Below are 13,959 nucleotides of genomic sequence, written 5' to 3' on the forward strand. Positions count from 1 at the left end.
GGGGAGATGTCGCCAAAGCGACAGAGGGGGGTATCGCACGGCAGAGACGCAGCATCGATCAGACCAGTGCCTCGATCGACTTGCGCACGATCGCCTCGTCCATCTCGTGCAGGCCGATGACGACCAACCGGGTCGCCCGTGCTTCGCCCGGCGTCCAGGCGCGATCGAAATAGGTGTCGATGCGGCTGCCGACGGCCTGAAGCTGCAGGCGCATGGGCTTACCGGGCACGTCGACAAAACCCTTGAGGCGCAGGACATCGTGTTCCGCGATCACGCTCTTCAGCGCATCGACGAAGGCAGCCGGGTCGGCAACCGGGCCGAGCTCGACCACGAAGCTGTCGAATTCGTCGTGATCGTGCGGCGTGCCGTCTTCATGCTCGAGCTCGTGATGCGATTTGCGGTTGACGATATCGCCCTCGGTGCCGATGCCGAGGCCGAGCAGGACGGCAGCCGGCACATCGCCGTTCTTGGCTTCGATGATCGTCGGCTTGCGGGCAGTGCGCGAGGCGACTTCCGCACGGACACGACCGAGGCCGGCAACATCGATCAGGTCGGTCTTGTTGAGAACGATCAGATCGGCGCAAGTCAGCTGGTCCTCGAAAAGCTCCTCGATCGGGCTTTCATGGTCGAGCGAATCGTCCTCGACGCGGCGAGCCTCGACGGCATCGTGATCGTCGGCGAAACGGCCGGCGGCAACGGCGGCGCTATCGACCACGGTGATGACGCCGTCGACGGTGACCTGCGTGCGGATGTCAGGCCAGTTGAAAGCGGCGACCAGCGGCTGCGGCAGCGCAAGGCCGGAGGTCTCGATGACGATGTGATCCGGGCGCGCATCGCGCTCGAGAAGCTTCGTCATGGTGGGAATGAAGTCGTCGGCGACGGTGCAGCAGATGCAGCCATTGGTCAGCTCGATGATATCGTCTTCGGTGCAGTTCTCCGCGCCGCAGCCCTTGAGCACGTCGCCGTCGACGCCGAGATCGCCGAATTCGTTGATGATCAGCGCGATCTTCTTGCCACCGGCATTCTGCAGGAGGTTGCGGATCATCGTCGTCTTGCCGGCTCCCAGAAAGCCGGTGATGACGGTGGCGGGAATCTTTTCCTGGTTCATATGGATCAACCCTTCATTTTCAGCGGCAAGCCCGCTGCGATAAAATAAACTTCGGCACTCGCCGCCGCGACCATCTGGTGCAACCGGCCGGCATGGTCGCGAAATTCGCGCGCCATGCGATTGTCAGGCACGATACCGAGACCCACCTCGTTGGAGACGAGAACGAGCCGCGCTCGCGCCGTCGGCAGAAACGCGGTAAGGGCCGCAAACTCCGCGGCAATGTCGCGCTCCGCCATCATCAGATTGGTCACCCAGAGCGTCAGGCAGTCCACCAGCACGGAGCGCTCGTCGGCATCGATCGCGGCAAGCCGCGCCACGAGATCGATCGGCTCTTCATGCGTCTGCCATAGATCGCCGCGGTCGGCACGGTGCTGCGCGATGCGCTCGCGCATTTCATCGTCCCACGCCTGCCCTGTCGCCACATAGTGACGTTCGAGCCCCGTGTCCGAAACCAGGGATTCGGCAAATCTGGATTTGCCGGAACGTGCGCCGCCGAGGACGAAAACAGACCGGGAATTCGAAGAGGACATGCGTTATTTCCGCTCCCACGCGACAGCGAGGGTCGGCAGCATCGGGCTGATACCGGAAAATTGGCGTCTACACGCCGAAAACTCGTCTTGCGCCATGACAACCTCCGTGCTGGCAGCGGAACTCGCGTTCCTGGAACAGGCTCTGCGCCCGGCACGCATGGCAGGTCTCCTGGCTCGCGGATAAGGCGCCACGATCGGGGCGGACCGAAACCGGTCGCTCCCGATCGTAGCCCAGCGGGTCTTTCTCGCCTTCCCGGCAGCGCATCATGAAAAGGCGGACGATTCGTAGACTTGAGAGGCGTCCAACCCCGGTAGATCATGATGCCACACCAGTGGCTTTTCCGGCTTGAAGCTGCTCCGCCTGTTCGCCCCATGCGAACGATCGGCGGGATGGCTGTCAAACCGGACGAAAGTCCCTGACCGCTCTACAGTCGCGGGGTCGGCTGTGATGAGAACGCCCGGATTGGGTCCGCCCCTTCACATTCCCTTTTCATCCCATGCGACAGATCGCCGCTCGGGAACCATTCGTTATGCCGGCAATGATTAGGCTTTCACTTAGTTCAAGTCAATCAAGGGCATGGATGCGACGCGCACCGTCCTGATTGCGAAATCGGCTGAAAATTCCCAAAAGACCGGCGGCTTTTTTGCCGTATTTCTTTGATGTTAGGAGTTTATAGAGGGTAAGCCCTCACATTCTAGTAAAAACGTATCGTCCGCTCCCAATGTTGCAGAAATTCCAACCGCGCCGCCTCGGCGTCTTCTCGGCCTTTTTCGACCTCGGTCGATTCAGGGCATTGCTGCGCCGTGGCGAATTGGGGCTTGTGTTCGCCGGCGCGCTGGTAGGGGTAGCCTCCGGCTGCGCCGTGACCGCGATGAGCTTCGTCTCGCGCAAGCTTCACAGCGTCATCTACGGCATAACCGACTACGAGCGCCTGAGTTCGGCGGCGGTCGCGATTCCCGATAAATCGGTGGTGTTTATCGCGCCGGTCGCCGGCGGCATCATCCTCGGCATCCTGCTCTACATATTGTCGCGCACGCGCAAGAAGCCGATGGTCGACCCGATCGAAGCGAATGCGTTGCACGGCGGGCGCATGTCGCTCACGGACAGTATCCTCGTCGCGGTACAGAACCTGATCTCGAACGGGTTCGGCGCCTCGGTCGGGCTGGAGGCAGGCTATACGCAGCTTGCCGCCGGCATCGCCTCGAAATTCGGCTACAAGATGCAGATGCGCCGCGCGGACCTGCGCATGCTCGTCGGCTGCGGCGCTGCCGGCGCCATTGCCGCCGCCTTCAACGCGCCGCTCACCGGCGCCTTCTACGCGTTCGAGCTGATCATCGGCAGCTATTCCATTCTCACGCTGACGCCCGTCGTCGTCTCGGCGTTGATATCGACGATGATCGCAAGGCTGCTCGCCGGCGACGATTTCGCCATCGATATCGGCCATTTCGGTGCCATTGCGCCCGCCGACTATCTACCGGCGGTTCTGCTGGGCGCCTTCTGCGCCGGCATCGGCATCCTGATCATGCAGGGCGTCGCCTGGGTGGAGGAACTGGCGCGCAAGAGCTCGATCGCTCCCCCCTTCCGCCCCGCGCTCGGCGGCCTCGTTGTCGGAATGCTGGCGCTGATCTCGCCGCAGGTTCTGTCGGCGGGACATGGCGCGCTGCATCTCAATCTGTCGTCGGATGTGACCCTTGGGGCCTTGGTCGGGCTATTCCTTCTTAAATCGCTGGCCTCCGCGGTTTCGATCGGCTCCGGCTTCAGAGGCGGCCTGTTTTTCGCATCGCTGTTCATGGGCGCTCTGCTCGGCAAGATCTTCGCCTATTGCGCGCCCTATTTCGACCACGCGACGCTGACGCCTGTGGTCTATGCCGTGGTCGGCATGAGCTCGCTTGCCGTGGCGATCATCGGCGGCCCACTCACCATGACGTTCCTGGCGCTGGAAATCACCGGCGACTTTCCGATCACCGCCCTGGTGCTGGCCGCCGTCATCACCTCGTCGCTCGTGGTGCGCACGACCTTCGGCTACTCCTTCGCCACATGGCGTTTCCATCTGCGCGGCGAAAGCATCCGCAGCGCCCACGACGTCGGCTGGATCCGCAGCCTCACCGTCGCCCGCATGATGCGCCCCGACGTACATACGGCAAGCATCGACATGAGCATCGAGGAGTTTCGCAAGAACTTTCCGATTGGCTCGGCCCAGCGCGTCATCCTGATCGACAAGAACGAGAAATATTCCGGAATGGTTCTCGTGCCCGATATCTATGCGAGCCCGGTCGAGAAGGACGACGAGGAACATGGACTTTCGGATTTCATCCGGCTTCGCAACGAATTCCTGCAGCCGCAGATGAACGCCAAGCAGGCCGCCGCCATGTTCGACCAGACCAAGAGCGAAGCGCTCGTCGTGGTCAACGACCTGATCGAACGCAAGGTGATCGGCCTGCTGACGGAAAGCTACACGTTGCGCCGCTATAGCGAAGAACTCGACCGCCGCCGCCGCGAAGTATCGGGCGAACTCTGAAGGGCAGCGACAGCGCAAGAGCGCCGAACACGCTTGCGCGACATGCTTTACCGGGCGAGGCTGTCGAGCCAGGCCGGATCGAGCACGCCTTCCAGTTCCGCCGCGATTTCGTCCAGCGCCGCGTCGACACCAGCGCGATAGTCCATCCGCTCGCCTGAAAGGCCGAAACTTGCGAGCAGCCTTGCCCGATAGGCATCGCTGCCGAAAAGCCCGTGCAGATACGTGCCCATGACGCGGCCATCGGGCGACACCGCCCCATCGGGCCTACCGTCAATGACAGTCGAGGGCCGTTCGCAATCCGCGCCAGTGGTCACGCCGAGATGGATCTCATAGCCCGATAGCGGCACGTCATATTCCTTCGAGACGGCAAGGCTGTTGCGCACCGTCTTTTCCGGCGCCATTTCCGTCTCTATGTCCAGAAGGCCCAATCCGGGCATCTCGGTGACCGATCCTTCGATACCGAGCGGATCGTGGACCATGCGGCCAAGCATCTGGTAGCCGCCGCAAATGCCGATGACGCGGCCGCCGCGGCGCACATGCGCGGCAATGTCGCGATCCCAGCCCTGCGCGCGCAGATCGAGCAGGTCGCCGATCGTGGACTTCGATCCCGGCAACACGACAAGCCCGGCATCCGCAGGCAGATGCTCGCCGGGCCGCACGAAGACAAGATCGACATCCGGTTCAGCCCGCAGCGGATCCAGATCGTCGAAATTGGCGATGCGCGACAGTACGGGCACGGCAACCTTCAGCGCACCGGAAGAGCCGCGGGCAAGCCGCTCCAGCACCACGGAATCCTCGGCCGGCAGGCGGGCCGCCGCCTTGAGCCAGGGCACGACGCCATGGCATTGCCAGCCCGTGAAACCGCCGATGGCCTCTATGCCTTCCCCGAACAGCGAGACGTCGCCGCGAAACTTGTTGATGATATAGCCCCGGATCATGCGCCGGTCCTCTTCCGGCAGGATGTGATAAGTGCCGACCAGCGACGCGATCACGCCGCCGCGGTCTATGTCGCCGACCAGCACCACGGGGACGTTGGCGCGTGTCGCAAAGCCCATATTGGCAATGTCGCCGCGCCGCAGGTTGATTTCGGCGGGAGAACCGGCCCCTTCGACGATGACGAGATCGGTTCCCGCGCGCATCGCGGCGAAGCTTTCGAGCACCGCGCCGAGCAATTGCGGTTTGAGCGCCTGATAGTCCCGGCCCTTGGCATGGCCCCAGACCTTGCCCTGTACGATGATCTGGCTACCCGTCTCCGACTGCGGCTTCAGAAGCACCGGATTCATATGCACGGAGGACGGGACGCGCGCCGCCAGCGACTGCAGCCACTGGGCCCGGCCGATCTCGCCTCCGTCCTCGGCCACCGCCGCATTGTTGGACATGTTCTGCGGCTTGAACGGACGCACCCTCACGCCCCTGTTGGCGAACAGCCGGCACAGCCCGGCGACCAATACCGTTTTTCCGACATCGGAGCCGGTTCCCTGCAGCATGATCGCTTTTGTCATTCCCCACCACCTCGATGCGCCGCAGCCGCTGAAAATACGGAGTTTCGCCTTGTTTCCGCCGTGATCCTTAACCGCTGGAAACGGCCGTGGCGATACAAAAATGCATCACCTTCCGGTATGCTCCGTTTGCGACATCGGATGACGATTTCATCCATTGTTAGTTACGATGAAGAGGATTATCTCCATCGCGAAAACACACAACAAAGCGGGCCGATCCGGCTCGGAGGATACCCCAATGCTCTTCATCTTCAACAGACAGAATTCCATCCAGATCGCCTGGAATGGCAAGATCCCGGCCTATCGCCCGGAGAACCGCCTGCAGCAGCTGGATACGCGCTTCGGCACGGTCGGCTTCATCCGGACGTATAATGTCGGCTGATATCGCGTCAAGCCGCCAGCCAGCCCCATGAAGAGCCGCCATGCAATAGCATCGGCGGCTTTATTTTTGATCCCTGTCGAAGATTGGATATATGGGCAGGTATCCCGTGTCCGCCTGAAACCGTTTCAAAACGGGACCCTCTGAAACGCGAAAACCGCGCGATCCGTAGATCCGCGCGGTTTGCCAAAAACGCCGGCTTCCCTGCACATACACCGCAAGGTTCGCTTTCCCCGGCAACGCAATACCTGAGCCGGAGAAGCGGCGGTATGTCCCCCGCCACGCGTCGATTGATAAACCGACATCGTTACCGGAGGGTTATTAAGTGCTTAAATTAGAGTGAATCCGAAAATTTTTTGAAAATTTTCCCCTTCGCGTTGAGAATTCGCAAACGACGCAAATGAAATAGAAAACGTCTTTCAGGGACGCGATATTTCGGCCACACTTAACTTCGCCGGTATCGAAAAGCTTGATCGAAGCCGCGCCTTGCCCATTTTGCAGCCGTGAATAGCAGAAAATAGGCTAATTCAGACGCTTATATCGGCTTCTCCAAGAGGCACGATAACTACACTTGGCCGGCGGGCTGTTGATTTCTTCATTCAAATCCTTAGGCTGCCCGTCGTCGATGCAAAGAACATCCGACCGCGACAGGGTTCCGCGGTCGCAAAAAGGCCAAATGCACGACGGCAGCAAAGGGGACCGTACTGGCGTCGTCAGCGGCGTTGAACGGTTGTGGTTGGACCGCGCTGACTGGGATCGACGAACATCGAGAACATTGGGAGTCGATTTCCACAACGTAACGAAAAATTGGGAGACGATATCAAATGAAGAAGCTTCTCGCTTCAGCCATATTCGCATTCGGCGCCTATGCTTTGGCTGGCTCGGCGCATGCTGCGGATTGCGGCAGCGTATCGATCGCTGAAATGAACTGGGCGTCCGCAGGCGTTGCCGCCCAGGTCGACAAGATCATTCTGCAGAACGGTTACGGCTGCAACGTTACTCTGGTGACGGGCGACACGCAGCCGACATTCACCTCCATGGACGAAAAAGGCGAGCCGGACGTCGCACCGGAACTCTGGGTCAATGCCGTGCGCACCGCGCTGGACAAGGCCGTGTCGGAAGGCCGGCTGATCGAGGCAGCGCCGCTCCTGAGCGACGGCGGTGTCGAAGGCTGGTGGATTCCGAAGTATCTCGCCGATGCCCATCCCGACATCAAGACCGTTCAGGACGCATTGAAGCATCCGGAACTCTTCCCCGCCCCTGAAGATTCTTCCAAGGGCGCGGTTTACGACTGCCCGGCCGGCTGGAACTGCCAGATCTCCACGACCAACCTCTATAAGGCCCTCGGTGCCGACAAGCTCGGCTTCACGCTGGTCGATACCGGCTCTGCCGCAGGTCTGGACGGCTCGATCGCCAATGCCTTCGAAAAGAAGATCGGCTGGCTCGGCTACTACTGGGCGCCGACCGCCATTCTCGGCAAGTACGACATGGTTCGCCTGAGCTTCAACGTGCCGCACGACAAGAAGGAATGGGACGCCTGCACCGCGATCCAGGATTGCGCCAATCCGAAGGTCAACTCCTATCCGGTTTCCGACGTCTATACGGTCGTGACCAAGGCCTTTGCCGACAAGGCCGGCATTGCCCTGGACTACATGAAGACCCGCAAATGGGACAACGCGACCGTTGGCAAGGTTCTGGCCTGGATGACGGACAATCAGGGCACGAACGAGGACGGCGCCAAGTACTTCCTCAAGACCTACCCCGATATGTGGACCAAGTGGGTTTCCCCGGACGTCGCGACCAAGGTCAAGGCTTCGCTCTAATCCATACCGCGGAATCGGCGGCCGGCCCCGTGCCTGTCGCCGATTTCATATTCGCACGCCGCAACCGGCATGACGCTCATACCGACAGAGCGACATGGCGTAAGGTCGCAACGAGTGCAGATTGGCGAACGCGAATGTAGTAGAAATTGAAAGGCAGGCTGAAGAACCGGTCGCAGCACTGCATACGATCCGGGCGTGAAGGCCACACGCACCGGACCGGTACAGAACCGGACTAAGAAGGGGAAATACATGGCTATTCAGTGTACGATCCTGCCGAATGTGCTTTGCAACTTTCCGGCAATAGATGAATCGCTCATACGCCTGGCGCGCAAGAACATCGATGACGGCTTCAGAGCATCCGTGCGCGCCTATGGCAACCTCATCGATGCCATCGTGCAGCCTCTGCAGTGGTTTCTGAACTATCTGGAATGGATTTTTACCAATACGCCCTGGTTCATCATCCTGATCGCCATGATGCTGGTCGTCTATGCCGCCAGCCGCAATCTGAAGATTGTCGCCGGCACCGCGATCTCGATGATTCTCATCGGTGTCTTCGGCCTCTGGACAGACACGATGACAACGCTCGCCATGGTGACGGTCTGTACGCTCATCGCCATTATCATCGGTCTGCCGATCGGCATATTCATGGCCCGTTCCGACCGGATGCAGTCGATCGTCAATCCCATCCTCGACGTCATGCAGACGATGCCGAGTTTCGTCTATCTCATTCCCGTCGTGGTCATCTTCGGCATCGGCAAGGTTCCGGGCCTCATCGCCGTCGTCATCTACGCCGTCCCGCCGATGATCCGCCTGACCAATCTCGGTATCCGCCTCGTGGACAGGGAGGTTCTGGAAGCCGCCGATGCCTTCGGCTCCTCGCATCGGCAGAAGCTGTTCAACGTGCAGATCCCGCTCGCGCTGCCCACCATCATGGCCGGCATCAACCAGACGATCATGATGTCGCTCGCCATGGTCGTCGTCGCCTCCATGGTCGGCGTCGGCGGACTGGGCAAGAACACGCTGCAGGCGATCAACAACCAGTTCTTCACCGTCGGCTTCCTCAACGGTTTTGCGCTGGTCGCAATTGCCATCATTTTCGACCGCACGAGCCAAGCCTATGGCAGACGGCTCCAGAAGCACTCGGAGGTCATTCATGGCTAGTCACGCGATCCAGATAAAAAACCTGTACAAGATTTTTGGTCCTCGCGGACGCGACTATGTGGACCAGGTCAAAAGCGGCATGGGCAAGGCCGAACTCAACGAGACGCACGGTCATGTGCTCGGCTTGCAGGATATCAGCATCGACATGCCGGCCGGCGCCATCACCGTCGTCATGGGCCTCTCCGGTTCCGGCAAGTCGACGCTCATCCGCCATATCAACAGGCTGATCGAGCCGACGGTCGGCGAAGTGCTCTATGACGGCGTCGACGTCTGCAAGATGAACGAAAACGACCTGCGCGAATTCCGTCGCCACAAGACGGCGATGGTGTTTCAGAAGTTCGCCTTGCTGCCGCATCGCACCGTGATCGAAAACACGATCTATGGACTGGATATCCAGGGCGTGCCCCGCGCGGAAAGCGAGAAGAAGGGCCAATACTGGATCGAGCGCGTCGGGCTTAGAGGCTTCGAAAGACACTATCCGAACCAGCTCTCCGGCGGCATGCAGCAGCGTGTGGGGCTTGCCCGCGCGCTGACGAACGACGCCGACATCCTGCTGATGGACGAGGCCTATTCGGCGCTCGACCCGCTGATCCGCGTGGACATGCAGACCGTCCTGCTCGACCTGCAGAAGGAGCTGAAAAAGACCGTCGTGTTCATTACCCACGATCTCGACGAGGCGCTTCGTCTCGGCGACAAGATCGCCATCCTGCGCGATGGCAAGGTGGTGCAGCAGGGCACCGGCCAGCAGATCGTGCTGCAGCCGGCCGACGACTATATCACCGCCTTCGTCAAGGAGGTGAACCGCGGCCGTGTCATCCAGACCCAGACCATCATGAAGCCGCTCGCGGGCGAGCCCGGCGGCATACGCGTGCCCGGCGACATGACGCTGGAAATCGCGGCCAAGCAGATGACCGACGCAGGCCAGACCGGAGCGACCGTTACCGATGCAAGCGGGAAACCTGTCGGCTTCATAGACCTGCAAAGCATCATCTCCGCCATGGTCACCCCGACGACGCACGAGACGGCCGAGATGGCGGCCGCGTAACGCCCATCACCAGCAATCAAAAGCGCTCCGAACGGGGCGCTTTTTTCTTGCCTGCCCACCACGCGCAGACGAGCCCATCTAGTTATTGTGCTCACATAAAGAAATGTTTATATCTGCATTTGATATCCAGGTATTCGACGCATCCGAGGACACGCCATGACCGTCGCCATCAATCCCTTGACCAAACTCCTTGCTGAAAAGGGCGTGCTGCTTGCCGACGGCGCGACAGGCACCAACCTCTTCGCCATGGGCCTGGAGGCGGGCGAAGCCCCCGAGCTCTGGAACGAACAGCACCCGGAGCGGATCACCAAGCTGCATCAGGATTTCGTCGATGCCGGCGCCGACATCATCCTGACCAACACCTTCGGCGGCACCCGCCATCGCCTGAAGCTTCACCACGCGCAGGATCGGGTGCACAGCCTCAACAAGACCGCCGCCGAGATCGCCCGTGCCGTTGCCGACAAGGCTGGCCGCAAGGTCATCGTCGCCGGTTCGGTAGGCCCGACGGGCGAGTTGCTGATGCCGCTCGGCGCCTTGACCTATGAAGACGCCGTCGCCGCTTTCGTCGAGCAGATCGAAGGCCTGCAGGCCGGCGGCGCCGACGTCGCCTGGATCGAGACCATGTCGTCGCCGGAAGAAATCCGCGCCGCCGCCGAAGCCGCCGTCAAGGTCGGCATGCCCTACACCTATACGGGCTCATTCGACACCGCCGGCAAGACCATGATGGGCCTGCATCCGAAGGACATTCACGCTGTCGCCACGGATATCGGCGAAGGCCCGCTCGCCGTCGGCGCCAATTGCGGCGTCGGCGCGTCGGATATCCTGTCGAGCCTGCTCGACATGACGGAAGCGGATTCAGCCGCGATCGTCATCGTCAAGGGCAACTGCGGCATTCCGGAATATCGCGGCGCCGAGATCTACTATTCGGGCACGCCGCCGCTGATGGCCGATTACGCCCGACTGGCACGCGATGCCGGCGCCAAGATCATAGGCGGCTGCTGCGGCACCTCCTGCGGCCATCTCGCCGCCATGCGGGAGGCGCTGGACAGCTACGAGCCCGGCCCTCGCCCTACTCTTGAGACCATCGTCGAACGCATCGGTCCGCTGCGCAACAAGACAGCCAACGAAGGCGCCGCCGCCCCCGCGCGCGAACGCCGCAGGCGCTCCTAAGAAAACGGAGGAAAGCCCGGTTGCCGGGCTTTCCTCCGCAGTTTCAATGCTTTTCATTTCGACATTCGCCCGGCATCGTCTTCAAGCGAATGCCGAACTTTGGCGCCGCCGAAACCCCGTCTATTTTTCGCCGCCGATAGCGCGGCCTTCGGTGAAATGCGGAGCGATGCGGCTATCGAACGCCTTCAGAGCCGCGCCGATTGCCTGATGCATGTCGAGATAACGATACGTGCCGAGCCGCCCGCCGAAATGGACATTCGCTTCCGCCTCCGCCCGCTCGCGATATCGCAGGAAGACGTCCTTGTCCTGCCGCGTATCGATCGGGTAATAGGGCTCGTCCGCGCGCTTTGCCGAGCGTGAATATTCCCGCACAACGACCGTCTTCTCGTTCTGGTAGCTACGCTCGGGATTGAAGTGGCGAAACTCCAGAATACGGGTGTACGGGATCGTCTCGTCGGCATAATTCATGACTGCCGTACCCTGGAAGTCACCGGTACTCAGGGTCTCTTTCTCGAAATCGATGGTACGCCATCCCAACTCGCCTTCGGAGTAGTCGAAGTAGCGATCGATAGGCCCGGTATAGACGATCGGAAGACCGGCCGGCAGCGAGGATTTCAGCGAAAAGAAATCGACGCCCAGGGCGATCTGAATTTTGGGATGCTTCAGCATCCTCTCGAAGATTGCCGTATAGCCATCGACCGGCAAGCCTTCGTACCTGTCGTTGAAGTAGCGGTTGTCGAAAGTGTAGCGGACCGGCAGGCGCGTGATGATATGTTCCGGCAGGTCGCGCGGGTCCGTCTGCCACTGCTTGGCCGTATAGCCGCGAATGAAGGCCTCGTACAAAGGCCGACCGATCAGGGAAATCGCCTTCTCTTCCAGGTTTGCCGGATGGCGGCCTGCCATCTCGGCAGCCTGCTCGGCGATCAATGCCTTCGCATCGGCGGGAGAAAGGCGCTGGTTGAAGAATTGCGAGATCGTGCCGAGATTGATCGGCATCGAATAGACCTGGTCGCGATAGGTCGAATAGACGCGGTGCTTGTAGTCGGTAAATGCCGTGAACCTGTTCAGATAGGTCCAGACCACCTCGTTCGGCGTATGAAAGAGATGGGCGCCATAGCGGTGAACCTCGATGCCGGTCTCGCCGTCGAACTCGCTATAGGCATTGCCGCCGATATGGCTGCGCCGGTCGATCAGAAGCACATTCTTCTGCAGTTCGTTCGCCACCCGCTCCGCAATCGTCGCGCCGTAGAACCCTGCGCCGACGATCAACAAGTCTACCTTCGAAAAATCGATCATGCCTTCAAACTTTCAGCGCCGGAAAATCTCGGCGGTGGTTGCAACCGGATATCAAATCGGAATGGGAATGCGGTGAGCCATATCGGCGCGGGGAACGCTTGCCCCGACGCCAAGCACAGCGGCGGCGGGACAAGGTGGTTTCAGGCGCGTTTCACCAGACGCCGGCATATTTCAGGGGCGTATATTGATACGACCTGAACAGCGCTGCCTGCTCTTCCACCGCTGCGTTGACATTGTAGGTCGCGCCCAGCGGCCGGGTATGAGCGACCGAAATCGCGTCGATGATCGCCATTCTCGCGGCCGGGCGGCCGAGGAAGGACGGCCAGAGATGGTCGAGGCCGTATCCCGATTCGACGTCCCTCATGGATTCGATGCAGATCTGCAGCGCACGCCGCGAGAAGACCGGGCACATGATTTCGACGAAGCCCTCGAAGCGCACGACGCTGTTGGACCTCTGAACCGTCAATGGATGGTTGGGGTAGGAACCGGGGCCCTTCTTGAGCGACGGCTGGGCCAGGTCGAGGCCGTGCTTGTGCGACAGATGGAACATCCTGTTGATGTCTTCGCCGTCGCACAGCAAATCGTCATCCGGCAACCAGATCCGCTCGTAGTTCCAAAGCGGGCTGCCGTCGTGAAAGAGATCGTAGATGATCTTGAATTTCTTGGTCTTCGGCTGATGCGCCAGATATTCGTAGGGGCTGCTGGAGACTTCCGGCGTCTCGGCGCCATAATAGCCGATGCAGAGATCCCAGTTGCGCGTCGCCTCGTCGATCTTCTCGAACCAGCGCGGATGCAGAGACTTCGAATTGGCCGGCACGACGACGAGATTGGGACGTCTTAATCCCTCCTGAGGCTGCACGAGAAAGCTTGCCTTGCGCTCGACGCCTGCGGGTGTCGAAAACAACGGGTGCGGGGGATGATCCGCAGGCACCAGCAGATAGGTCATATCGATGCCCCCGATGACGCCGCGTCCCGCAAGCGCCATGAGATTGCCGTCCTCGATATGGGCGGAGTCGAAAATGACCGATGGCAATCCATCCCTGTCGATCAGGCAGAGCCGGCCGCCCATGACATGCCAGAAATCAACGGCGGGGTCGAAGTAGTTGCCGATCATGCCGTCGGGCGCCAGAACCATGAAACGCACGAACATGCCGCGATTAACATCGCCAAGGCTCCAGAATGTCCCGCTCAACATGCCCTCGGTCAATGGCGGCGCATCGGACCATTGTATCTGGTTTGCCGGATGCGCTTCATAAGTGGGCGTGTGCAGGCTGCTCGCTGCCAATGACATGTGGACTGTCCCCTAATTCCGAACCCCAAATAACGGCCCGATCCGAGGAAAGCAGCCGCATGACCGGCTCCCGGAGATTCGCTCGCAATCGAGCTCGTTTGATCGGCACCTTGGCGAACGTTCCTTTTGCGAAGCTTG

At 60.7% G+C, this 13,959-nt stretch carries 11 protein-coding genes and 1 riboswitch; of the genes, 6 read left to right on the top strand and 5 right to left on the bottom strand.

The genetic code is table 11. The features are described from left to right. Window positions 1-58: 58 nt before the first annotated feature. Both cobW and cobU read right to left on the bottom strand, forming a co-directional pair. Complete coding sequence (cobW, locus tag GR212_RS16085; protein ID WP_163987577.1) at window positions 59-1,108, bottom strand: cobalamin biosynthesis protein CobW; 1,050 nt, start codon at window positions 1,106-1,108, stop codon at window positions 59-61. Window positions 1,109-1,113: 5 nt separating this feature from the next. Further along, on the bottom strand, window positions 1,114-1,638 hold the full coding sequence (gene cobU, locus GR212_RS16090) for a bifunctional adenosylcobinamide kinase/adenosylcobinamide-phosphate guanylyltransferase (protein WP_163987578.1): 525 nt from the start codon (window positions 1,636-1,638) through the stop codon (window positions 1,114-1,116). A gap of 318 nt (window positions 1,639-1,956) precedes the next feature. After that, window positions 1,957-2,179, bottom strand: a riboswitch (cobalamin riboswitch). 181 nt (window positions 2,180-2,360) lie between these two features. Here cobU and GR212_RS16095 point away from each other — a divergent pair. Beyond that, window positions 2,361-4,157: a chloride channel protein gene (locus tag GR212_RS16095; RefSeq protein WP_163987579.1), complete on the top strand. Its 1,797-nt coding sequence runs from the start codon at window positions 2,361-2,363 to the stop codon at window positions 4,155-4,157. A 47-nt stretch (window positions 4,158-4,204) separates the two neighbouring features. Here GR212_RS16095 and GR212_RS16100 read toward each other — a convergent pair whose 3' ends face one another. Further along, window positions 4,205-5,659, bottom strand: coding sequence for a cobyric acid synthase (locus tag GR212_RS16100; RefSeq protein ID WP_163987580.1), 1,455 nt, complete (start codon window positions 5,657-5,659; stop codon window positions 4,205-4,207). A gap of 235 nt (window positions 5,660-5,894) precedes the next feature. Between GR212_RS16100 and GR212_RS36840 the strand changes: the two genes are divergently transcribed. From GR212_RS36840 to bmt, 5 genes are all read left to right on the top strand, one after another. Then, window positions 5,895-6,038: a hypothetical protein gene (locus tag GR212_RS36840; protein ID WP_204326605.1), complete on the top strand. Its 144-nt coding sequence runs from the start codon at window positions 5,895-5,897 to the stop codon at window positions 6,036-6,038. A gap of 821 nt (window positions 6,039-6,859) precedes the next feature. After that, on the top strand, window positions 6,860-7,858 hold the full coding sequence (locus GR212_RS16105) for an ABC transporter substrate-binding protein (RefSeq protein ID WP_163987581.1): 999 nt from the start codon (window positions 6,860-6,862) through the stop codon (window positions 7,856-7,858). A gap of 249 nt (window positions 7,859-8,107) precedes the next feature. Further along, window positions 8,108-9,019, top strand: coding sequence for an ABC transporter permease (locus tag GR212_RS16110; RefSeq protein WP_163987582.1), 912 nt, complete (start codon window positions 8,108-8,110; stop codon window positions 9,017-9,019). Continuing rightward, window positions 9,012-10,064 (top strand): quaternary amine ABC transporter ATP-binding protein, encoded by a 1,053-nt coding sequence (locus GR212_RS16115; protein WP_163987583.1) that lies wholly within the window; start codon window positions 9,012-9,014, stop codon window positions 10,062-10,064. Before GR212_RS16110 ends, GR212_RS16115 begins: the two co-directional genes overlap by 8 nt. A gap of 156 nt (window positions 10,065-10,220) precedes the next feature. Further along, complete coding sequence (gene bmt / locus GR212_RS16120; RefSeq protein ID WP_163987584.1) at window positions 10,221-11,234, top strand: betaine--homocysteine S-methyltransferase; 1,014 nt, start codon at window positions 10,221-10,223, stop codon at window positions 11,232-11,234. 120 nt (window positions 11,235-11,354) lie between these two features. Here bmt and glf read toward each other — a convergent pair whose 3' ends face one another. Both glf and GR212_RS16130 read right to left on the bottom strand, forming a co-directional pair. After that, window positions 11,355-12,530 (bottom strand): UDP-galactopyranose mutase, encoded by a 1,176-nt coding sequence (gene glf, locus GR212_RS16125; protein WP_204326606.1) that lies wholly within the window; start codon window positions 12,528-12,530, stop codon window positions 11,355-11,357. 151 nt (window positions 12,531-12,681) lie between these two features. Further along, a complete protein-coding gene (locus GR212_RS16130) occupies window positions 12,682-13,821 on the bottom strand; it encodes a DUF707 domain-containing protein (protein ID WP_163987585.1) in 1,140 nt (379 codons plus the stop codon). Window positions 13,822-13,959: the final 138 nt, after the last annotated feature.

It is taken from the genome of Martinezella lusitana, assembly GCF_010668395.1.
GTDB lineage: Bacteria > Pseudomonadota > Alphaproteobacteria > Rhizobiales > Rhizobiaceae > Rhizobium > Rhizobium lusitanum_A.

Bases quoted from the DNA above. Each gene is read 5' to 3' on its own strand.
- cobW (WP_163987577.1), bottom strand. From the start codon at position 1,108: ATGAACCAGGAAAAGATTCCCGCCACCGTCATCACCGGCTTTCTGGGA.
- glf (WP_204326606.1), bottom strand. From the start codon at position 12,530: ATGATCGATTTTTCGAAGGTAGACTTGTTGATCGTCGGCGCAGGGTTC.
- bmt (WP_163987584.1), top strand. From the start codon at position 10,221: ATGACCGTCGCCATCAATCCCTTGACCAAACTCCTTGCTGAAAAGGGC.
- GR212_RS36840 (WP_204326605.1), top strand. From the start codon at position 5,895: ATGCTCTTCATCTTCAACAGACAGAATTCCATCCAGATCGCCTGGAAT.
- GR212_RS16100 (WP_163987580.1), bottom strand. From the start codon at position 5,659: ATGACAAAAGCGATCATGCTGCAGGGAACCGGCTCCGATGTCGGAAAA.
- cobU (WP_163987578.1), bottom strand. From the start codon at position 1,638: ATGTCCTCTTCGAATTCCCGGTCTGTTTTCGTCCTCGGCGGCGCACGT.
- GR212_RS16130 (WP_163987585.1), bottom strand. From the start codon at position 13,821: ATGTCATTGGCAGCGAGCAGCCTGCACACGCCCACTTATGAAGCGCAT.
- GR212_RS16110 (WP_163987582.1), top strand. From the start codon at position 8,108: ATGGCTATTCAGTGTACGATCCTGCCGAATGTGCTTTGCAACTTTCCG.
- GR212_RS16115 (WP_163987583.1), top strand. From the start codon at position 9,012: ATGGCTAGTCACGCGATCCAGATAAAAAACCTGTACAAGATTTTTGGT.
- GR212_RS16095 (WP_163987579.1), top strand. From the start codon at position 2,361: ATGTTGCAGAAATTCCAACCGCGCCGCCTCGGCGTCTTCTCGGCCTTT.
- GR212_RS16105 (WP_163987581.1), top strand. From the start codon at position 6,860: ATGAAGAAGCTTCTCGCTTCAGCCATATTCGCATTCGGCGCCTATGCT.